Raw genomic sequence first — 18,850 nt, 5'->3', positions numbered from 1 at the left:
GGCGAAGACTAGCAGTTCCAGTACGGCGACCGTAAACGATCGATAGATACCGCGGTATGGGTCCCTGCGTTCGCAGGGAAGCCCTCTTGGAGGGCGCGGCGCCCCCGAGTTAAGCCGCGGTCGCCGGCTGCAGCTGGGTGGCGACCATGCGCTCCAGCGTCTCGACGGACTGGAAATTCTCCGGCGTGATCTCGGATTGCGGGATGGTGAAATCGAACTCGGCTTCGACGCCGAGCATCAGATTGACCATGTCCATCGACGTCAGGCCGACATCGACGAGCTTGGCCGAAGGCGTGACGTCTGCGTTGAGTGAATTCTGTTCGAGGATGCCCTTAACCAGCTTGATGATGCGGTCGCGCAATTCGGTATCGAAGGCCTGCATCGGCAAATTCCCATCTGTCTATCGGAGTCGGATCGGACTGCCGGCTACGATGGGCACGGCCTGCCTGTCCTGCAATGGGCGGCACCAATACTTCGCGTTTGTTAGTAAACGGTGACTCAGATTGTCCGGAATTCATGCTTGTTCCAGAGTCCTAACGCGATGCCGGGAAATCCAGTGATGCAAACAACCCGGCCTTAACTGTTCATTCGGAATCGGGCTTTGTTTACCCTCTATTTCATCGACGTATTTGAATTAAATCCGTAGCCTCGTCTCACAAGCAAAGATGGCCGGAGGATCACCGGCGGCATCGCGAATGATGCCGGCGATCTTGAACGGCAAAACGGAGGCGGACGAGCATGAACGTGCGTGAAGCGGTCCTTACTGTCGACGAAACGCAGACGAGCTTCCTCGAGCAGGGCCCCTCCCTGGTCGAGCGCGCCGCCCGGACCGCCGCCGCTGCAGCGGCCGACGCAGACGGGGTCGATCGCGAAGCGCGTTTCCCGCACAGGGCGTTCGAGGTCGCGCGTGAGCAGAAGCTGCTCGGCGTGATGATCCCGGTCGAGTTCGGTGGCTTCGGCGCCTCGATCTACGACGTCACCGACATCTGCTACACGCTCGGACGCGCCTGCGCTTCCACCGCGATGATCTACGCGATGCACCAGACCAAGGTCGCCTGCATCATCAGGCACGGCCATGGCATTCCCTGGATGGAGACCATGATGCGCCGGGTCGCCCGCGACCAGTGGCTGCTCGCCTCCTCCACCACCGAGGGCCAGAATGGCGGCAACATCCGCGCCAGCGCCGCCGCGGTCGACCACGCCGGCGACACCGTTTCGCTGGTGCGCGACGCCACCGTGATCTCCTACGGCGCCGAAGCCGACGGTCTCGTCACCATCGCCCGCCGCGCCACCGATGCCGCCGCCTCCGATCAGGTGCTGCTGGCGCTCGCCAAGGACGATTATTCGCTGAAGCAGACGCTCGGCTGGGAGACGCTCGGCATGCGCGGCACCTGCTCGACCGGATTCGAGCTGAAGGTCGACTGCCCTGCCGACCGCGTCTTCCCTGAAGCCTACGACAAGATCCACGCCCAGACCATGACACCGTTCGCGCATCTGTGCTGGTCGTCGGTCTGGGCCGGCATCGCCGCTGCGGCCGTGACCCGCGCGCAGGCCTTCATCCGCAAGGCGGCGCGCTCTTCCGGCGGCCAGATGCCTCCGGCCGCGGCGCATTTCACCGCCGCCAAGATGTCGCTGGCCAAGCTGCGCGCGCTGATCGCCGCCAACATCGACGCTTTCGCCCGCGCCGAGCATGACGAGCGTGCGCTCGCCTCGCTCGACTTCCAGTCCTCGATCACCCTGCTGAAGGTGCAGGCCTCCGAGCTTGCAGTCGAGACCGTGATGCATGCGATGCGCACAGCGGGTCTTTCCGGCTACCGCAACGACGGCGAGTTCACCATGGGGCGTCACCTCCGCGACGTGCTGTCGTCGCCGATCATGATCAACAATGACCGCATCATGGCCAACGCCGCGACATCGACGCTGATGAGCGGGGTGCCGACAAGCCTTCGCGACTGACACGCCCCTAGCGACTGAATCAACAAGAACAATTTTGACATAGCAGGACATCGACCATGAATATTGCCGTCCTCCCCGACTCGCCCGCTACCGCGCCGCAGATGATCGATCGGCTCGATCATCTCACCGACAAGCTGTTTCACCGCATGGGTGCCGACGGCGTCTATGCCCGCACCGCACTCTATGAGGGCATCGTCGAGAAGCTTGCCGCGCTGATCACTGGCCATCGCGAGACCGGCACCGAGGTGATGCGCTTCCCGCCGGTGATGAGCCGCGCCCAGCTGGAAAAATCCGGCTATCTCAAGAGCTTTCCGAACCTACTCGGCTGCGTTTGCGGCCTGCATGGCACCGAGCGCGAGATCAATGCCGCGGTGAGCCGCTTCGATGCTGGCGGCGACTGGACGACCTCGCTGTCCCCCGCCGATCTCGTGCTGTCACCGGCCGCCTGCTATCCGGTCTACCCGATCGCGGCGAGCCGTGGCCAAATGCCGAAGGGCGGCCTGCGCTTCGACGTCGCCGCGGATTGCTTCCGCCGCGAGCCGTCGAGACATCTCGACCGGCTGCAATCGTTCCGGATGCGCGAATATGTCTGCATCGGCAGCCCCGACGACGTCGCCGATTTCCGCGAGCGCTGGATGGTGCGCGCGCAGGCGATCGCCCGCGACCTCGGCCTCACCTTCCGTCTCGACTATGCCAGCGATCCTTTCTTCGGCCGGGTCGGCCAGATGAAGGCGGTGAGCCAGAAACAGCAACAGCTCAAGTTCGAGCTCCTGATTCCGCTGCGTTCCGAAGAGCAGCCGACCGCCTGCATGAGCTTCAACTATCATCGCGAGCATTTCGGCACGACCTGGGGAATCCAGGACGCCGATGGCGAGCCGGCCCATACCGGCTGCGTCGCCTTCGGCATGGACCGTCTGGCCGTCGCCATGTTCCACACCCACGGCACCGATCTCTCCGCCTGGCCCGCCAAGGTACAGGACGTCCTGGGCTTGCAGCCGCATGTTGCGGCCGGTGCCCACGGCGAAGGCTGGCGCTAACGCAACTCACGAGGCCGATCATTTCTACGGGCAAGACGAGCGTGATCCACACCAAGGTTCGATGCCGCGAAATCACCGAGTCCGACGTCGAGAAGATCGCGGACTTGCTGACGCGCGGCTTCGTGGGGCGTTCACGCGAATACTGGATTCAGGGCCTGCGCCGGCAGGCCTTCCGGCCGGTGCCGGAGGGTTATCCGCGCTTCGGCTACATGCTGGACGACGACGGCACGCCGGTCGGCGTGCTGCTCTTGATCTATACGGCACGCAAGGATGGCGAAGCGACCGCCATCCGGTGCAACCTGTCGAGCTGGTATGTCGACCCGGCCTACCGCAACTACGCCCCGCTGTTGACCAAGATCGCCCAGCGGCACAAGGACGTCACCTATTTCAACATCAGCCCGGCGCCGTGGACCTGGCCGATCATCGAAACGCAGGGCTTTGGCGCCTATTGCCGCGGCATATTCTTCTCGGTTCCTGTGCTGGCGCGCGCTCCGCGCTGGAGCGAGATCGAGGTGATCCCGCCACACGCCAAGGAGATCATGGGGCTTTCCGAAGCCGAGACCGAGCTCTTGACGCGGCATGCGCGCTACAATTGCCTCAGCCTCGTCTGCCGCACGCCGAAAGGAACGTTCCCCTTCATCCTGCAACCGGTGCGCATCCGCCGCGGCTTCATTGCGCCGCCGGCAATGAAGCTGATCTATTGCCGGAACGCCACGGAATACGTCGAATGCGCAGGCCGCATCGGCCGGCTGCTGCTGCGGCTCGGCAAGGTCTCGGTCGCCGTGGACGCCAATGGTCCGGTTCCCGGCCTCGTCGGTATCTACACCGAGCGGCGCGGGCGCAAATACTTCAAGGGCCCGCACCGGCCGCAGCTCGCCGACCTCACCGACACGGAACTCGTACTGTACGGGCCCTAGGGCAGCGCTTGGCCCTGCAGCTCGCATGAGCGCAGCGACATGCGGGAACGGTCGCCCGCAAATCTGGCTCCGCGCATCCAGCTGCAGGCTATCGCCTTGTCAGCTGGCCATTTGCGCGCTCTCTCACCACCGCCGGTCACCCTCCGTAAACTACTGCGCTTAAGGGAATTTTCCGGCCTCTTCGCTACCCTCGGCCGCTGAAATAGGTTGCGTCAAGTCTATTGCCCGCCAAGGTCCCGCCGACCCCATGATGTCGACCCGCGACAACGAGCCTGATGCACGCCGCGAGCGGGGCCCGGACGCCCTGGTCGCGCTGAGCCAGCTTGCGCTCGACCACATGGAGCAGGGCGTCTGCGTCTACGATGCCGACAACCGGATCGTGCTGGTGAACCAGCGGTACCTCACGCTGTTCGACATGTCGGCCGACATCGTACGCATTGGCACGAGCTACCGCGAGGTGCTCGCGCATAGCGCGAGGCGCGGCAACTTTCCGCAAGGTGAGCTCGACGCGTTGTATTCGGCGCGGATCGCGCAGATCGCCGCGGGCAAGCCGTTCCGAACCGAGCAGCGGCTGGCGAGCGGCCTCGTCATGTCGCTCGAGCTGAAGCCGCTGCCCGGCGGCGGCTGGATGACGATATGCGACGATGTCAGCCGCCTCGCCCGGCTCGAAGCGGAATTGCACGTGCAGACCGAACGGAGCCAGCACGCGCTCGCCAACATGTCCCACGGCCTCATCATGTACGACGTCGACAGCCGCGTCGTCGTCTGCAACGAAAGGTTCCTGAAGCTCTACGACCTCGATCCCGAGATCGTGAAGCCGGGCGTTCCGCATTGCACGGTGATCGAGCACTGGATGTCGCGGGGCAACCTGCCGGGCATGTCGAGCGACGAATTTCACGAGAGCCGGCTGGAAGATGTGCGCCGCAGGAAGGCGAAAACCCTGCTGGTGATGCGTTACGACGGAAGGATGGTCCAGGCGGTCTCCCGTTTCCTGCCCGACGGCGGCTGGGTGACGGTGCACGAGGACGTCACGGAGCGGCTGCAATACGAGGAAGCGCTGAGGCAGCAGAACTTCATCCTCGATGCGGCGCTGGAGAACATGGCGCACGGGCTCGCCTTCTACGACAGCGACATGCGCCTTCGCGTCTGCAACACCACCTACCGCAAGATCTACCGGCTGTCGCCGGAGGAGACCAGGCCCGGCACGCATCTCGCCGAGCTGATAGAGCGTTCGATGGCGAAGGGCGCATTCGCCTCCGAATACAGTCCGCAACAGCTTCTCGAAGCTGCCAGCACGAGCATTGCGAACCGCGATTCATCGCCGATGCGCCGGCGCATGGCGAACGGCACCGTGGTCTCGGTGCGCTATTGCGCGCTGGCCGAAGGCGGCTTCGTCGCCACCTACGAGGACATTACCGAGCGCGAGCGCGCGATCGAGCAGCTGAGCGAACAGTACCGCCGGTTCGACGCAGCCCTGAACAACATGAGCCAGGGCCTGTGCATGCTCGACGCCAGCCTGCGCGTGATCGTTTGCAACCGCCGCTACATCGAGATGTACGGATTGTCGCCGGAGATCGTGAAGCCAGGCGTCTCGATGCGGGAGATCATGGAGCAAAGCTGCGAGCTCGGCATTCATCCGAACATGACCGGCGCCAAGCTCTATGCCGACTACGTCGAGAGGCTGCGCGAGGGCGAGCACACGCTGCACCGCCATTTGAGCGACGGCCGCATCATCAAGCTCAATCACAAGCGGATGGAGCACGGCGGCTGGGTCGTCACCTACGAGGACGTCACCGAGCGTCACAAGGCCCAGGCCCGGGTGGCGCATATGGCGCAGCACGATTCGCTCACCGACCTGCCCAACCGCACGCTGTTCCGCGAGAAGATGGGCGAAGGACTGAACCAGGTCGCGATCGCCGGCGGCGCGATGGCCGTGCTGTGCTTCGACCTCGACAACTTCAAGACCGTCAACGATCGTCTCGGCCATGCCGCAGGCGACCGCCTGCTGCGCTGGGTCGCAGCACGCCTGAAGGAGAATGTCGGAGAGCACGATACCGTCGCCCGCCTCGGCGGCGACGAGTTCGCCATCCTCCAGCGCGGACCGCAGCCGCAATCGGCCGAGGAGCTTGCCCGCCGCCTTGTCGACATCATCGGTCATCCGCCGCCGCTGGAGAGCCAGTCGATCCATGTCGGCGTCTCTGTCGGCATCGCGATCGCACCCGACCATGGGCTCGATGCCGACGAGCTGATGAAATGCGCCGACCTCGCGCTGTACCAGGCCAAGGCCAACGGGCGCGGAGCCTATCAGCTGTTCGAGCCCGAGATGGAGGAAGAGGCACGCAGCCGACACGCGCTGGAGCAGGATCTGGGCGGCGCGCTCGAAGGACGTGAATTCCACCTGGTGTTTCAGCCGCAGATGCGGCTCGATTCCTCCGAGCTCACCGGCTTCGAGGCACTGCTGCGCTGGAAACACCCCTCGCGTGGCTTCGTCTCTCCAGCCGAGTTCATTCCGATTGCGGAGGAAAACGGGCTGATCGTACCCATCGGCGAATGGGTGCTGCGCACGGCCTGCGCGGCCGCTGCGTCGTGGCCCGATATCACCGTCGCGGTGAACCTGTCTCCGGTGCAGTTCCGCTCGCGCGGGCTGGTGGCGATGGTCACGAGTGCACTTGCGGAAGCCGGCCTGCCGCCGCAGCGGCTCGAGCTCGAGGTCACGGAGACGGCGCTGCTCGATGACAGCGAGGCGACGATCGAGATCCTGCACCAGCTCCGCACGTTAGGGGTGCGCGTCAGCCTCGACGATTTTGGCGTTGGCTATTCCTCGCTGAGCTATTTGCGCAAGTTTCCCTTCGACCGCATCAAGATCGACCGCTCCTTCGTCGGCACGCTCGGCGAAAGCCCGGAAAGCGTTGCCATCGTCCGAACGATCGCAAGCCTCGGCTCCGTGCTCGGCGTCGAGACGACCGCGGAGGGGGTGGAGACCGAGGAGCAACTCGATTTCGTCCGCGAATGCGGCTGCACTGCTGTGCAAGGCTATTATTTCGGCAAGCCCTGTCTCGCATCGGAGGTCGGCCGCACCATCGAGAGGCTGAACATGGTCCGGCGCGTGGCTTAACGGCTTCGCCTCCTCAAATTCCGTCTCTCGGCACGCGACCGAACGACGAATTGTCGCATGTGCCGGCTCCGCCGGCATTGACCGACCGACCGCCGTGCGCGGTCCGCGCAATGCGCTTTTCTTCTCCCTCGATTTCAGGAACAATCGTCTCAAGAACAAGAGGCCGCGGCCCAAAGGGGCCGCTGCGAGGGAGGCGTTTCGATGTCAGGATACGGGCTGAAGACGATCGCATTTGCCGCGGTGCACGCTGTCATGGGCGCATTGCTCTCTACTGCTGCGAATGCGCAGGACTATCCCAGCAAGCCGATCACCTTGATCGTGCCATGGCCGGCCGGCGGATCGACCGATATCTCGATGCGCGCGATCGCCGACAGCGCCTCGAAGATCCTGGGTCAGCCGATCGTGGTCGACAACAAGGCCGGCGGCGGCGGCACGGTGGGACCTGCGACCATGGCCGCGGCAGCGAAGCCTGATGGCTACACCATCTCGCAGATCCCGATCACCGTCTTCCGCCTGCCGCTGATGCAGGAGGTATCATGGGATCCGGCGAAGGACTTCAGCTATATCGTCCATCTCACCGGCTACACCTTTGGTGTGACGACCAGTGCGGAGTCGCAGTTCAAGAGCTGGAAGGACGTGGTGGAGTTCGCCAAGGCAAACCCGGGCAAAGTGACCTACGCCACGCCGGGCGCCGGCACTTCGCTGCATATCGGCATGGAGCAGATCGCGGGGATGTCCGGCATCAAGCTGACGCAAGTCCCTTTCAAGGGCGGCGCGGAGACCAACGCAGCCGTGCTGGGACAGCACACGATGCTGCAGGCCGACTCAACGGGATGGCGACCACTGGTCGACGCCGGCAAGCTGCGGCTCTTGATGGTGTGGACCGGCGCACGCTCGCCAAACTACCCGGATGTGCCGACGCTGAAGGAGCTCGGCTATCCCATGGTCTATGATTCCCCGTTCGGCATCGCTGGTCCGAAGGGCATGGATCCCAAGATCGTCGCCAAGCTGCACGATGCCTTCAAGAAGGCGATCGAAGACCCGGCAGTGGTGGCGACGCTCGCCAAATACGACATGGTTCCGAACTACAAGAACACGGAGGACTACAAGAAGTTCGTCGTCGAGGTCACGGCGTCCGAGCGCAAGGTGATCGAGACGCTCGGGCTTGCGAAGAAATAGCTGGCCTCGCCACAAAATGCTGTCGTCATCCTGAGGTGCGAGCCGCACTTGCGGCTCGCCTCGAAGGATGGATCGGGGCACCGTCGCCCTTCGAGGGCTACCCTGCGCTCCGCCACCTCAGCGACAACGGCTCCGCCGTTGCGCAGAGGAAGACGGTGATCTCAAGGCGTTTCACATGAACAACGACACCCCCGTCAAACTCCGCCTCAACAACTCCGAGCTCTGGGGCGGTCTGATCGGGCTCGCGCTTGGCGGCTTCGTGATCTGGTCGGGCTTGAAGCTCAGGCTCGGCACCATCAACGATCCCGGCTCGGGCTACGTTCTGTTCTATACAGGCATCCTGATGTGCGTGTTCGCAGGCGCCATCATCGTCTCGGCGATCACCGAGGGCGGGCCGACGCTGGCCTCGCGCTGGGAGAACGTGCGATGGAGCAAGCCGCTTCTCCTCATCGCCTGCCTCACGGCATTCGCCTTTGCGCTGGAGCCGCTGGGCTTCCTGCTATCGTCGATCCCGCTGATGCTGCTGCTGTTACGGCTGATCGATCCGGTGCGATGGACCCTTGCGATTCCGATCGCGGTGCTGGTGCCCTCAGGCATGTGGTGGGTGCTCAAGCGCCTGCTCTTGATCCAACTGCCCTCAGGCCTGTTCGGGATCGGTTGACCGCATGGATACGCTTGTCAACGTCGCGCATGGATTCGGCGTCGCGCTGCTGCCGATCAACTTGCTCTACTGCTTCATCGGCGTCTTCATTGGCACGCTGGTCGGCGTGCTGCCGGGCATCGGGCCGATCTCGGCGATGTCGCTGCTGCTGCCCGTGACACTGTCGGGGACGCCGGAATCCGGCATCATCATGATGGCCGGCATCTACTACGGCTCGATGTATGGCGGCTCGACCACCTCGATCCTGGTCAACATCCCCGGCGAAGCAGCCTCCGTCGTCACCTGCATCGACGGCCACCAGATGGCGAAACAGGGCCGTGCGGGCCCCGCGCTCGGCATCTCCGCCTTCGGCTCTTTCGCCGCCGGCACGTTTGCGCTGGTCGCCTTGATGCTGGTGGCGCCGAAGCTCGCCAGCGTCGCGATCGCGTTCGGCCCGGCCGAGTATTTCAGCCTGATGGTGCTCGGCCTCGTCGTCCTCACCTTCCTCACCCAGGGATCGATGCCGAAGGCACTGCTGATGGCGTGCATCGGCGTCGTGCTCGGGCTGGTCGGGCTCGACAGCATCACCGCGCAGCCGCGGCTGACCTTTGGCCGTATGGAGCTGATCGACGGCATCGGCCTCGTGCCCGTCGTGATGGGCCTGTTCGGCGTTGCCGAGGTGCTGCTCAACACCGAGCAGGCGATCAAGCGCGACATCATCAACACCAAGATCACGCATCTCCTGCCCAGCAAAGAGGACTGGAAGGCGAGCGCAGGTCCGGTTGGCCGCGGCACGATCCTGGGCTTTTTCCTCGGCATCCTGCCGGGCGGCGGCGCGGTGGTGGCGTCATTCGCCTCCTACGCGCTGGAGAAGCGGCTATCGAAGACGCCCGAGCGTTTCGGCCATGGCGCGATCGAAGGCGTCGCGGGACCCGAGTCGGCCAACAACGCCGCGGCGGGCGGCGCCTTCATTCCGCTGATGACGCTCGGCATCCCGCCAAACGTGGTGATGGCGCTGCTGCTGGGGGCATTCGTCATTCACGGGCTGCAGCCGGGACCGCTGCTGATCACGCAGAACCCCGGCCTGTTCTGGGGCATCGTCGCCAGCATGTATATCGGCAACGTCATGCTGCTGATCCTGAACCTGCCGATGATCGGCATGTGGGTGCAGCTGCTCAAGCTGCCCTACAACATCCTGTTTCCCCTGATCATCCTGTTCACGATCCTCGGCGTCTACTGCTCGAGCAACAACGTGTTCGACGTCTATGTGATGATCGCGTTCGGGATCATCGGCTATTTCATGCGCAAGTTCGGCTATGAGCCGGCGCCACTGGTGCTCGCCTTCGTGCTGGGGCCGATGATGGAGAACAATCTGCGCAAATCGCTGATCCTGTCGCAGGGCGATCTCTGGACCTTCGTGCAGCGGCCGATCTCGGGGGTGTGCCTGACGCTGGCGCTCGTGCTGCTGATCGCACCGCTGCTGCCGTCGCTGCGCAAGAAGCGCGAGCTGGTGGCATTGGATGAGGGGGCGTGAAGGTTCTGCAGGATGGATTAGCCGAAGGCGCAATCCACCGCTTCTCTCTCGACGCGGATAGTAAAGTGGTGGGTTACGCCTTCGGCCAACCCAACCTACGCTTCATCAGCTTGCCGCCGGCAAGACACTGTCGGCCACGCCCCACGGCCGCTCGGCTGAGGCGAGCCCGATCAGGCGGCCCTGGATATAGTCGCAGCCCCACTCACGCAGCATGCTCGCGGCTTCCTCGTCCTGCACCCATTCGGCGACGGTCTTGATGTCGAGGCGGCGGGCGAGGTCGACCAGGGTCTGCACGAAGGCGCGGTCGTCGGCGGAGCGGGTGATGTTCTGCACGAAGGCGCCGTCGATCTTCACGATATCCACGCCGAGCTTGCGCAGGTTTCGGAACGAAGTGTAGCCGGCACCGAAATCGTCGATGGCGATGCGGCTGCCGAAATTCTTCAGCCGCGTGACGAAACCGCGGACGTCATCGATGTCCTGAATCGCCACGGTTTCCGTGATCTCGACGATCAGCCGCTCGGCAACGCCGGGATGAGCCAACATCAGCGATTCGATCCCCGCCCACCAGTCCGGATCCATCGTCGTATCAGGCGAGATGTTGAGGCTGAGGCAAATGCCGGGCGCAGCGGCGAGCTCGGCGACCACGAGCTCGAGCACGCGGTGGTCGACCAGGCGGATCAGGCCGAGGCGCTCGGCGACCGGCACGATGTCGGGCGCGAGCAGCACCTGGCCGTCGCCCTGGTCCATCCGCACCAGGCATTCATGGAACGCGCGTTCGCGCGAGCTGGCCGAGACCACCGGCTCATAGGCGAGCTTGATACGGCGCTCGTTCAGCGCGGTGACGATCTCGTCGGTGACGCGGATGTTGACCCGGCGCTGCGCGTCGCGCGCGGCATCCGGACGCCACGCGGCGAACGAGCCGGAGCGGCGGCGCTTGGCGGCGTCCAGCGTTTCATGGGCGCGGTTGACCGCCTCATCGGTGTTGCGGGCATAGCGCGGCAGGCTGACCGCGCCGATAGAGGCGGTGACCGAAACCGGGCCGGATTTCGTCGGCACCACCTCGTCGCGGATGCCGATGAGAAAGCGCTCTGCGGCGACGTTCATGTCGTCGACGGTACAGTTCTTCAGGATCAGGCCGAACTTGTTGCCGGAGAAGCGCCCGAGCACGTCGCCGCCGCGCAGGCGGGTGCGGATGCGCTTGGCGACATCGAGGATCACGGCGTCGGCAACGTCGAAGCCGAAGGCGTCGTTGACGCGGGCGAGATGGTCGATGCCGACCAGCATGAAGGCCGCGGTCGAGCGGAAGCGGCTCGTCTCCTCGATCGCCTCGGCCAGCGCCGCCAGCAGATGGGAGCGGTTGAGCTCGCCGGTCAGTGGATCGAGCCGGGCCAGCTTGGCCAATTCCTCGTCGCGGGCGTGGCGCTCGTTGTTGATGCGGACGGAGCCGATCGCGCGTGTGGGGCGGCCATCGGGGCCCGCGAACCAGCGACCGGTCTCCTCGACCCAGATCACGGGATCGGAGGCGCTCATGCGCACGCCGTACTCGACCCGGTAGGGGGTACCGTCGGCGCCGTGCACTGCGGAGGTTTGCGCCAGGGCTGCGGTCCGCAGCGTTTGCGCGGGCTCGATCAGCTTGGCGAATTCGGCGCCGGTCGCGAGCCGCTCGGCCGGGATGCCGGGAAAGATGCCGGCGACCTGCTCACCCCAGACGATGGCATCGCTGGCGATGTCCCAGGCGAACACGGCTTGGCCGAGCGCAGCCAGGATGTCGGAGGCTTGCGGCAGTGTGGGGGTCAAGATCGCCTCGTTCTGGGACAGTGGAGAAGTCCTGATCCGGCACAGGATAGAGCCAGATTCGTCTCCGACCCTAGGCAAAGTTGATAAACAATTTGGAAACCACGTTTCCCGGGCGTGGGGAACCAAACCGGCTCGGTCGGCATAGGCCTTGCGAGTACAGGACTCGCACCGGCGCCTGCGTCCCGAAACGCGACAATCTCGCCGGATCAACGGTGATTGCGATGTTGAGTACCGATCGATCGGACGCGGCGGACAACGGCATGGGCACGGCCCTGGTGCCGCTGATGCCGACGTTGCAGTGGGTTCACAAGGCGCCGCTGCCGCGCCCCGATCCGAGCTTCGTCACCCAGCTCATCGCCAATGCCGAACATCCGTCCCAGACCAGCCGGCTCCGCCGCGTCTCTTCCGAAGATGCGCGGACGGCCTATGGCAGCAAGCGGCCCTTGGGAAGCGTCAGCGCCCGGACGCGACAGGTGGCGTAGCCCAGCTTAAAGGACAATTGGTTGCTTCACGAGCGCTACGCCGCTCCCCGCTTGCGGAAGAGGTCGACGCGCTCGGTCAGCGTGGCGGCGCGTCAGGGGACGACGGCGTGCCGTTGCCCGGCTGAAGATGGGGCGAGGAAATTTCCGGGGAGGATGAGCCCTGCATCGGTTTTGGCGCAGGATGATCCATCAATACGGATTCGGCGACGGATTGCGCTGAGGGTGCGGGCGGCGCCACCGGCGCCGGCTGCGGCGCAATCACAGGCTCGAACCTGGAGGCGGCCTCCGCATCATCCGCCGGCACTTCACCCCGGCGCTTGGCCTTGCGTGGCGCCGGCACCGTCGTCTCGGCGACATAGGTGACGCGGCGACGCGTGCGCTGGGCAATGCCGGCAAGGAAGTCGGCCATCGCCAGCAGCACCAGCAGAAAATAGGTAGAGTTGCCGAATTTGGGCCACATCACGAATTCGGCTGCGGCCGCCCCGAAGACGATCAGCGACAGCAAATGATCCATCAGGAATTTCGAGCCCGGCCGCGCGCCCTTGACCACTTCGAGCAGCAGCAGCACCACACCGAGTGCGAGCAGCAGATCGGCGAGCGTGACCGGCCAGCTCTCGCCCGTGATCATCGGCACATTAAACAGCACGTCCGAGAAGGACACGCTGGGCATCAGGAAGGCGATGATGTTGTAGACCGCGAGCGGAATCAGAAGCAGCGGGAAACCGACCATCGGCGAGATGCCTTCTCGATCAAGATATCCGGACAGAGCAATGCAGCGGCGAAGCATTTGCCCCGCCGCCGTCACCGTCTAGCTCATGGGTTGGCCGAAATCACGCGGGTTCAATTATCCCGCCTGAGGAAAGGTCCTGCCTTCAGGACTCTTTCTTCTTCAGGACCTGACGGCCCTTGTACATGCCGGTCTTGAGGTCGAGATGGTGCGGACGACGGAGCTCGCCGGAGTCCTTGTCTTCCACATAGGTCGGCTTCTTGATGGCGTCAGCCGAGCGGCGCATGCCACGACGCGACGGCGAGGTTTTTCTTCTCGGAACGGCCATTTCAATATCCTCTAGGGATTGGTGTCATCAGGGCATCGTCCGCGAAGGGACGGCTCAGCACCCGCAATACGAGGCGAGCTGAATGCCGATCATGGCCGCGCTTATAGAGGAAGGCTGGCCGTAAAGCTAGGCTCTTGGGTCGGAAAATACGCCCGGAACGGGCCAAAATCAGCGATTTTCGCGCCAGCAGGTCGCAAGCGAGCTCGCCTGCCCCCGCGCCACGTAGGTTGCCGCCAGTCGCCGGACGCCCGGCCCCGGCGTCCTGGCGCTCCGTTTGACCGGATTCGGCAGGATCGAGGCCAGAAGGGCTGCCTCCCGCGGGGAGAGGCTGGCGGCTGATTTGCCAAAGGCATAGGCGCTGCCCGCCTCGACGCCAAACTGGCCCTGCGGACCGAACTCGGCGATGTTGAGGTAAATCTCCAGGATCCGCGGCTTGGGCAGGACGAGATCGATCCAGAGTGCCAGCGGGAATTCCAGCGCCTTGCGAACGAAATCCCGCCCCTGCCAGAGGAACAGGTTTTTCGCCACCTGCTGGGTGATCGTGGAGGCGCCTCGGAACGGCGTGCCATCCTCCTGTGCGTCGTCGATCGCCTCGCGCAACGCACCCCAATCGATGCCGTGATGCTTACAGAAATGGGCATCCTCGGCCGCCGCCACGGCACGCGGCAGATAAGGCGACATGTCAGCCAGATCGATCCACGTCCGCTGCATCGGCGCGCCCCGGAGCGAACGCCAAGCCATCAACGTCGAAACCGGATGGCCCGTGCGGTAAAATGGCGCGATCACATAGGGCGCGAGAGCCGCGACCACGAGCACCAGGAGAAGGATTTTGACGATGCGCAAGTCGACCTTTCCGGCGCAAAATGAAACGAGGCCCACGGCTGAGCCATTAAGTCTGTGATAATTCGGGTCTTTTCCGGCACTTTTTAGCCCTTCCAAACGATTGACTGGCGCTGGCGCATAAAGGATTGTCCGGCCGAATTTTAGTTCTGGAGCCCTTCTTGATGACCGGTACGTCCCCGTCCGATTTCGCCAAACGTCTGGACAAGACCGCTGATGATACCGAGGCCCTGCTTGGGCGGCTATTGTCGGATGACATCCTGCACGACGAGATCGCCCGGCCCAAGCGACTGATGGACGCAATGCGCTATTCGAGCCTGAATGGCGGCAAGCGTCTGCGGCCGTTCCTGGTGGTCGAAAGCGCCGCCGTGTTCGGCGTCTTGCGCGAGGCGGCCCTGCTCGCCGGCGCGGCACTCGAATGCATCCACTGCTATTCGCTCATCCATGACGACCTACCGGCGATGGACAATTCGGACCTGCGCCGCGGCCGCCCCACCCTGCACAAGAAGACCGACGACGCGACCGCGATCCTCGCCGGCGACGGCCTGCTGACGCTCGCCTTCGACATCATCACGCGCGACGAGATCCATCGCGACGCCAATGTGCGGCTGCTGCTGACGCGCGCCTTGGCGCGCTGCGCCGGCATCGGCGGCATGGTCGGCGGCCAGATCCTCGACCTCGCCGGCGAAGGCCGTTTCGGCGGCAACGAGCCGATCGATGTCGCCCGCATTCAGCAGATGAAGACCGGTGCGCTGCTGCGCTACGGCTGCATTGCCGGCGCGATCCTCGGCCAGGCCTCGCAGAAGGAGTATCAGGCGCTCGACGATTACGGCCGCGCGCTCGGCGAGGCCTTCCAGATCGCCGACGATCTGCTCGACGTCGAAGGCGACGCGGCCGCGCTCGGCAAGCCGGCCGGCGCCGATGCAGCCCTTGGCAAGACCACCTTCGTCACTCAACTCGGCATCGAAGGCGCCAAGCAGCGCGTGCGCGATTTGCTCGCGCGGGCGGACAACGCAGTGTCGATCTTCGGCGACCGCGCCGCCGTGCTGCAGGCCGCCGCGCGATTCGTCGCCGAGCGGAAAAACTAGCGCGCGCCGATGGCGGCCGGCGGCAAAGAGGATCCAGTTCTTGTCCGCTTCCGCCAGATGTCGCGGCCGATGCGGCTGCTCTATGCACGGCCGCGGACGTTCATTGCGCTCGCTGTCGGCATCCTCGTCTGCCTGCTTGTGTCGGGCACGCATCGGCTGGTGACACGGCTCCTGTTCGGATGGGACGCGCTCATCGCGGTCTATCTCGTGCTGGTCTATGCGATGATGCTCTGCAACAACCACCAGCACATCCGTCGCGCCGCCGCGATGCAGGACGACGGCCGATTCGTGATCCTGCTCGTCACAGCGACCGGTGCCTTCGCCAGCATCGCGGCGATCGTCTCCGAGCTGGGCACGCCGCATCGCGGCACCCTGGAGCTGACGATCGCGATCATCACCATCGTACTGTCATGGGCTGCGGTGCACACGACCTTCGCGCTGCACTACGCGCATGATTACTATCGCAGCGGTACGGCAGGTGGCCTTCAGTTTCCGAGCGGCGACAAGGAAGACCACGCCGACTATTGGGACTTCGTCTATTTCTCGTTCGTGATCGGCATGACTGCGCAGGTCTCCGACGTCGGCATCACCGACAAGGCCATTCGCCGCACCGCGACGGCGCACGGCATCGTGTCCTTCATCTACAACACGGCGTTGCTGGCGCTGACGGTGAACATCGCGGCGAGCGCGATCTCGAAATAGTCTATCGTCCCGGCCTTCGTTGGGAGGCCCCAGAAAGCAGCGGTCAGCAACACACCTCGGCAGTGGCGTCGCAGAGGCTTGGCGAGGCTCGCATAGAAACCGTCGGGATGCTGGGCGAGGAACGCTTCCCACGCCGGCCTGTTGCCGACCTGGAGCGCGCGCTCATAGTCACGGCGGATATCAGCCTGGAGATTCGCCGCTGGCGCGACGGCCGCCACCTTGACCGGCACCAGCGGCACGTCCTCGCCGCCGAGCGAACCGTAGACGAACGGCTCCTGCTTGTTGCCCGTCGATTTGAGCACGTCGTCACGCACGAAGCCGAAGGCGCGGCGGACGTCGAGGCCCGGCGTCGTCAAATGCTTCGACAGCGCGACCGTGAACGGGCTGTTGGCGCCGTCGCCGTTCTGCGCCGTGAAGCCGGCCTTGACCTAATAGGCGATCAGCTGTTGAGGCTGGGCGGCTCGACCTGGGCCAGGCCCCGGCCGATACGGGCCGAAAATCCCCCTTTATTCGTCGCGCCAGCGGGGTCGCGGTTCGCCGACGGCCGCGAGGTCCGGTTCCCTCAGACAACCCCGATGTGCTCCCGATATTGCGGCAGATCGTCCGTAATCTCGTGCCAGGGCGCCTTCGAGCCGACGAAAATATGGGCGCTCGGCCGAATCGTGGGGACGTCGACCAGGGTTCCCATGGCGACATGGACCCATTGTCCTTCACGCACCCGGGAATAGAGCAACGAGCCGCAGCGGGCGCAACGCGCATCATGGGTGGTGTCGTCGCCGAAAATCATCCGCTGATCCTCTCCCTGGACGATGCGGAGCTTGTCTTGCGCGATGCCCGCGAACGGCTTGAAGGCGGCTCCGGTGGTGCGACGGCAGTTCGAACAGTGGCAGTTCATCGCATAGGAGAACGCATCCGCCACCTCATAGCGCACAGCGCGGCAACAGCATTCGCCGGTGAGGATACGAGCGTTCGAATTGTCTGATCCGGTCATGACGATGCCTTCGCGCAACGGCTCACAGACCCATAGCGCATTTTGACGTGTACGACTAAGTTCGCCTCCGCCATCACGCAAAGGAATGCCCCATGAACCAGGACCGGTCGAGCGTCGAAACTGTCGTGCAATCCTATTTTGACGGACTCTATGAGGGCGACGCCGAAAAACTCGGCGCCATCTTCCATCCCTCCGCCGATCTGCGCTGGGTCGAGAAGGGCGAGCTCCAGGTTCTGACCGTACCCGATTGGCTCGATCGCGTCCGCAAGCGCGCCTCAGCCAAGGCCGAAGGCAAGCCGCGCGAGGATTTCATCGTCACCATCGACCGTTCGGACGACAAGACCGCCTTCATCAAGGTGCGCTGCCAGCTGCCGCCACGCTATTTCACCGACTATCTCGTGGCGATGAAGCTCGCCGACGGCTGGCAAATCGTGTCGAAATCGTACAGGTACGACCTGCGGGAGTGAGTCCTCCCGATCTTCCGCTGCCCGAAATCTGTCGCACTCGTTCTCCATTCGTCATAGCGAGCGAAGCGAAGCAATCCAGAATCTCGCCGTGGAGGCCGACTGGATTGCTTCGCTCCGTTCGCAATGACGGTGCGGATAAAGCGTCCGCTACATCCCTACACCGTCTGACCCACGCTAAAGGTCCCCATGCTTGTCGATCGCCGCTCCCTGCTCGCCTCCCTGTGCTGGATCGCCGCTTCTCCCGCGCTCGCCGCGGAGGCGCCGGCCGAACTCGAAGCCTATGAGCGCGACAGTGGCGGGCGCATCGGGCTCCATGCTGAGAATCTCGCGACTGGCAGAAAACTCGCCTGGCGTGCCGACGAGCGGTTCGTCATGTGCTCGACATTCAAGGCTTCGCTTGCCGCCTGCGTGCTGGCGCGGGTCGATCGCGGTGAGGAGCAACTCGCGGCCATGATCCCTTACGGTCAGGCCGATCTCCTGGAATACGCACCGGTCGCCAGGCAAAATCTCGCGGCCGGCAAGATGTCGGTCGGCGAGATGTGCAAGGCGATCGTCGAGCTCAGCGACAATACCTGCGCCAATCTGCTGCTGGCGCGGATCGGCGGGCCCGCCGCGCTGACCGCATTCTGGCGGTCGCTCGGTGATACCACGTCGCGGCTCGACCACAACGAGCCAGAGCTCAACCGCTCACCGCCCGGCGATCCCCGGGACACCACGACACCCACGGCAATGGCGGGCAATCTGCGGCGGCTGGTGCTGGGCGAAGCCTTGTCGGCGCAATCGCGCCTCCAGCTCACCGACTGGATGGTGAATTGCAAGACCGGTGCGAACCGGCTGCGCGGCGGACTGCCGGCAGGCTGGAAGATCGGCGACAAGACCGGCAATAACGGCAAGGACGCATCGGGCGATATCGCGGTCGTCTGGCCGAAGCCGGATGCGCCGATCCTGATCGCGGCCTATACCCAGGGCGGCACGCCGAATGCGGCGCAGATCGCGGCTTTGTTTGCGCGGATTGGACGGATGGTAGCCGGCCAGCTGGCGTGAGCAGCG

General features: G+C 64.5%; 18 protein-coding genes and 1 pseudogene. 12 read left to right on the top strand and 7 right to left on the bottom strand.

Annotation, left to right across the window (positions count from 1 at the left end; translation table 11 throughout):
- Positions 1–109: 109 nt before the first annotated feature.
- A complete protein-coding gene (locus tag EHH60_RS15145) occupies positions 110–382 on the bottom strand; it encodes a phosphopantetheine-binding protein (protein WP_124160259.1) in 273 nt (90 codons plus the stop codon).
- Positions 383–738: 356 nt separating this feature from the next.
- On the opposite strand from EHH60_RS15145, the gene EHH60_RS15140 reads away from it, so the two are divergent.
- The 7 genes from EHH60_RS15140 (at position 739) to EHH60_RS15110 (ending at position 10,378) form a co-directional block, all read left to right on the top strand.
- Entirely contained in the window at positions 739–1,956 is a 1,218-nt protein-coding gene (locus EHH60_RS15140) for an acyl-CoA dehydrogenase family protein (protein WP_124160258.1), read from the top strand.
- A 56-nt stretch (positions 1,957–2,012) separates the two neighbouring features.
- Entirely contained in the window at positions 2,013–2,993 is a 981-nt protein-coding gene (locus EHH60_RS15135) for an amino acid--[acyl-carrier-protein] ligase (protein WP_124160257.1), read from the top strand.
- Positions 2,994–3,034: 41 nt separating this feature from the next.
- Positions 3,035–3,910 carry a GNAT family N-acetyltransferase gene (locus EHH60_RS15130; protein ID WP_124160256.1) on the top strand — a complete coding sequence of 292 codons (876 nt, stop codon included), beginning with the start codon at positions 3,035–3,037 and terminating at the stop codon, positions 3,908–3,910.
- Positions 3,911–4,157: 247 nt separating this feature from the next.
- Complete coding sequence (locus EHH60_RS15125) at positions 4,158–7,025, top strand: PAS-domain containing protein (RefSeq protein ID WP_124160255.1); 2,868 nt, start codon at positions 4,158–4,160, stop codon at positions 7,023–7,025.
- A gap of 201 nt (positions 7,026–7,226) precedes the next feature.
- Positions 7,227–8,204, top strand: a complete 978-nt coding sequence (locus tag EHH60_RS15120; protein ID WP_124160254.1) for a tripartite tricarboxylate transporter substrate binding protein — start codon at positions 7,227–7,229, stop codon at positions 8,202–8,204.
- A gap of 175 nt (positions 8,205–8,379) precedes the next feature.
- Positions 8,380–8,865: a tripartite tricarboxylate transporter TctB family protein gene (locus EHH60_RS15115; protein WP_124160253.1), complete on the top strand. Its 486-nt coding sequence runs from the start codon at positions 8,380–8,382 to the stop codon at positions 8,863–8,865.
- A 4-nt stretch (positions 8,866–8,869) separates the two neighbouring features.
- Positions 8,870–10,378 (top strand): tripartite tricarboxylate transporter permease, encoded by a 1,509-nt coding sequence (locus EHH60_RS15110; RefSeq protein ID WP_124160252.1) that lies wholly within the window; start codon positions 8,870–8,872, stop codon positions 10,376–10,378.
- 105 nt (positions 10,379–10,483) lie between these two features.
- Here EHH60_RS15110 and EHH60_RS15105 read toward each other — a convergent pair whose 3' ends face one another.
- Complete coding sequence (locus tag EHH60_RS15105) at positions 10,484–12,175, bottom strand: bifunctional diguanylate cyclase/phosphodiesterase (protein ID WP_124160251.1); 1,692 nt, start codon at positions 12,173–12,175, stop codon at positions 10,484–10,486.
- Positions 12,176–12,396: 221 nt separating this feature from the next.
- Between EHH60_RS15105 and EHH60_RS15100 the strand changes: the two genes are divergently transcribed.
- Positions 12,397–12,657, top strand: coding sequence for a hypothetical protein (locus EHH60_RS15100; protein ID WP_199751477.1), 261 nt, complete (start codon positions 12,397–12,399; stop codon positions 12,655–12,657).
- A 76-nt stretch (positions 12,658–12,733) separates the two neighbouring features.
- Here EHH60_RS15100 and EHH60_RS15095 read toward each other — a convergent pair whose 3' ends face one another.
- The 3 genes from EHH60_RS15095 to mtgA form a co-directional block, all read right to left on the bottom strand.
- Complete coding sequence (locus EHH60_RS15095; RefSeq protein ID WP_199751476.1) at positions 12,734–13,387, bottom strand: hypothetical protein; 654 nt, start codon at positions 13,385–13,387, stop codon at positions 12,734–12,736.
- A gap of 142 nt (positions 13,388–13,529) precedes the next feature.
- Positions 13,530–13,712 (bottom strand): 50S ribosomal protein L32, encoded by a 183-nt coding sequence (gene rpmF, locus EHH60_RS15090; protein WP_007598106.1) that lies wholly within the window; start codon positions 13,710–13,712, stop codon positions 13,530–13,532.
- A 168-nt stretch (positions 13,713–13,880) separates the two neighbouring features.
- Complete coding sequence (gene mtgA / locus EHH60_RS15085; protein WP_124160248.1) at positions 13,881–14,555, bottom strand: monofunctional biosynthetic peptidoglycan transglycosylase; 675 nt, start codon at positions 14,553–14,555, stop codon at positions 13,881–13,883.
- A gap of 161 nt (positions 14,556–14,716) precedes the next feature.
- Here mtgA and EHH60_RS15080 point away from each other — a divergent pair, with 161 nt between their 5' ends.
- Both EHH60_RS15080 and EHH60_RS15075 read left to right on the top strand, forming a co-directional pair.
- A complete protein-coding gene (locus EHH60_RS15080; protein WP_124160247.1) occupies positions 14,717–15,640 on the top strand; it encodes a polyprenyl synthetase family protein in 924 nt (307 codons plus the stop codon).
- Between the two features lie 9 nt (positions 15,641–15,649).
- Positions 15,650–16,342, top strand: a complete 693-nt coding sequence (locus EHH60_RS15075) for a DUF1345 domain-containing protein (RefSeq protein ID WP_124160246.1) — start codon at positions 15,650–15,652, stop codon at positions 16,340–16,342.
- Positions 16,343–16,419: 77 nt separating this feature from the next.
- Here EHH60_RS15075 and EHH60_RS15070 read toward each other — a convergent pair.
- Positions 16,420–16,871 (bottom strand): annotated as a pseudogene (locus tag EHH60_RS15070) (caspase family protein); the annotation flags it as partial.
- Positions 16,872–16,904: 33 nt separating this feature from the next.
- The gene (locus EHH60_RS15065; protein WP_124160339.1) at positions 16,905–17,333 is read right to left on the bottom strand and encodes a GFA family protein; all 429 of its coding nucleotides are present in this window, start codon (positions 17,331–17,333) and stop codon (positions 16,905–16,907) included.
- Positions 17,334–17,425: 92 nt separating this feature from the next.
- On the opposite strand from EHH60_RS15065, the gene EHH60_RS15060 reads away from it, so the two are divergent.
- Both EHH60_RS15060 and bla read left to right on the top strand, forming a co-directional pair.
- Positions 17,426–17,800, top strand: a complete 375-nt coding sequence (locus EHH60_RS15060) for a nuclear transport factor 2 family protein (protein WP_124160245.1) — start codon at positions 17,426–17,428, stop codon at positions 17,798–17,800.
- Positions 17,801–17,986: 186 nt separating this feature from the next.
- Positions 17,987–18,844 carry a class A beta-lactamase gene (gene bla, locus EHH60_RS15055; RefSeq protein ID WP_124160244.1) on the top strand — a complete coding sequence of 286 codons (858 nt, stop codon included), beginning with the start codon at positions 17,987–17,989 and terminating at the stop codon, positions 18,842–18,844.
- Positions 18,845–18,850: the final 6 nt, after the last annotated feature.

Origin of the sequence: Bradyrhizobium sp. RP6, from assembly GCF_003837805.1 — a bacterium.
Taxonomy (GTDB): Bacteria; Pseudomonadota; Alphaproteobacteria; order Rhizobiales; family Xanthobacteraceae; genus Bradyrhizobium.
Note: the sequence above shows the minus strand (reverse complement) of the source record. Positions and strands in the feature narration are given on the sequence as shown.

Coding starts and splice junctions, on each gene's coding strand:
- EHH60_RS15065 (WP_124160339.1), bottom strand. CDS start 17,333: ATGACCGGATCAGACAATTCGAACGCTCGTATCCTCACCGGCGAATGC.
- bla (WP_124160244.1), top strand. CDS start 17,987: ATGCTTGTCGATCGCCGCTCCCTGCTCGCCTCCCTGTGCTGGATCGCC.
- EHH60_RS15100 (WP_199751477.1), top strand. CDS start 12,397: ATGTTGAGTACCGATCGATCGGACGCGGCGGACAACGGCATGGGCACG.
- EHH60_RS15080 (WP_124160247.1), top strand. CDS start 14,717: ATGACCGGTACGTCCCCGTCCGATTTCGCCAAACGTCTGGACAAGACC.
- EHH60_RS15060 (WP_124160245.1), top strand. CDS start 17,426: ATGAACCAGGACCGGTCGAGCGTCGAAACTGTCGTGCAATCCTATTTT.
- EHH60_RS15075 (WP_124160246.1), top strand. CDS start 15,650: ATGGCGGCCGGCGGCAAAGAGGATCCAGTTCTTGTCCGCTTCCGCCAG.
- EHH60_RS15145 (WP_124160259.1), bottom strand. CDS start 382: ATGCAGGCCTTCGATACCGAATTGCGCGACCGCATCATCAAGCTGGTT.
- EHH60_RS15115 (WP_124160253.1), top strand. CDS start 8,380: ATGAACAACGACACCCCCGTCAAACTCCGCCTCAACAACTCCGAGCTC.
- EHH60_RS15110 (WP_124160252.1), top strand. CDS start 8,870: ATGGATACGCTTGTCAACGTCGCGCATGGATTCGGCGTCGCGCTGCTG.
- EHH60_RS15135 (WP_124160257.1), top strand. CDS start 2,013: ATGAATATTGCCGTCCTCCCCGACTCGCCCGCTACCGCGCCGCAGATG.
- rpmF (WP_007598106.1), bottom strand. CDS start 13,712: ATGGCCGTTCCGAGAAGAAAAACCTCGCCGTCGCGTCGTGGCATGCGC.
- EHH60_RS15120 (WP_124160254.1), top strand. CDS start 7,227: ATGTCAGGATACGGGCTGAAGACGATCGCATTTGCCGCGGTGCACGCT.
- EHH60_RS15140 (WP_124160258.1), top strand. CDS start 739: ATGAACGTGCGTGAAGCGGTCCTTACTGTCGACGAAACGCAGACGAGC.
- EHH60_RS15095 (WP_199751476.1), bottom strand. CDS start 13,387: ATGGTCGGTTTCCCGCTGCTTCTGATTCCGCTCGCGGTCTACAACATC.
- EHH60_RS15125 (WP_124160255.1), top strand. CDS start 4,158: ATGATGTCGACCCGCGACAACGAGCCTGATGCACGCCGCGAGCGGGGC.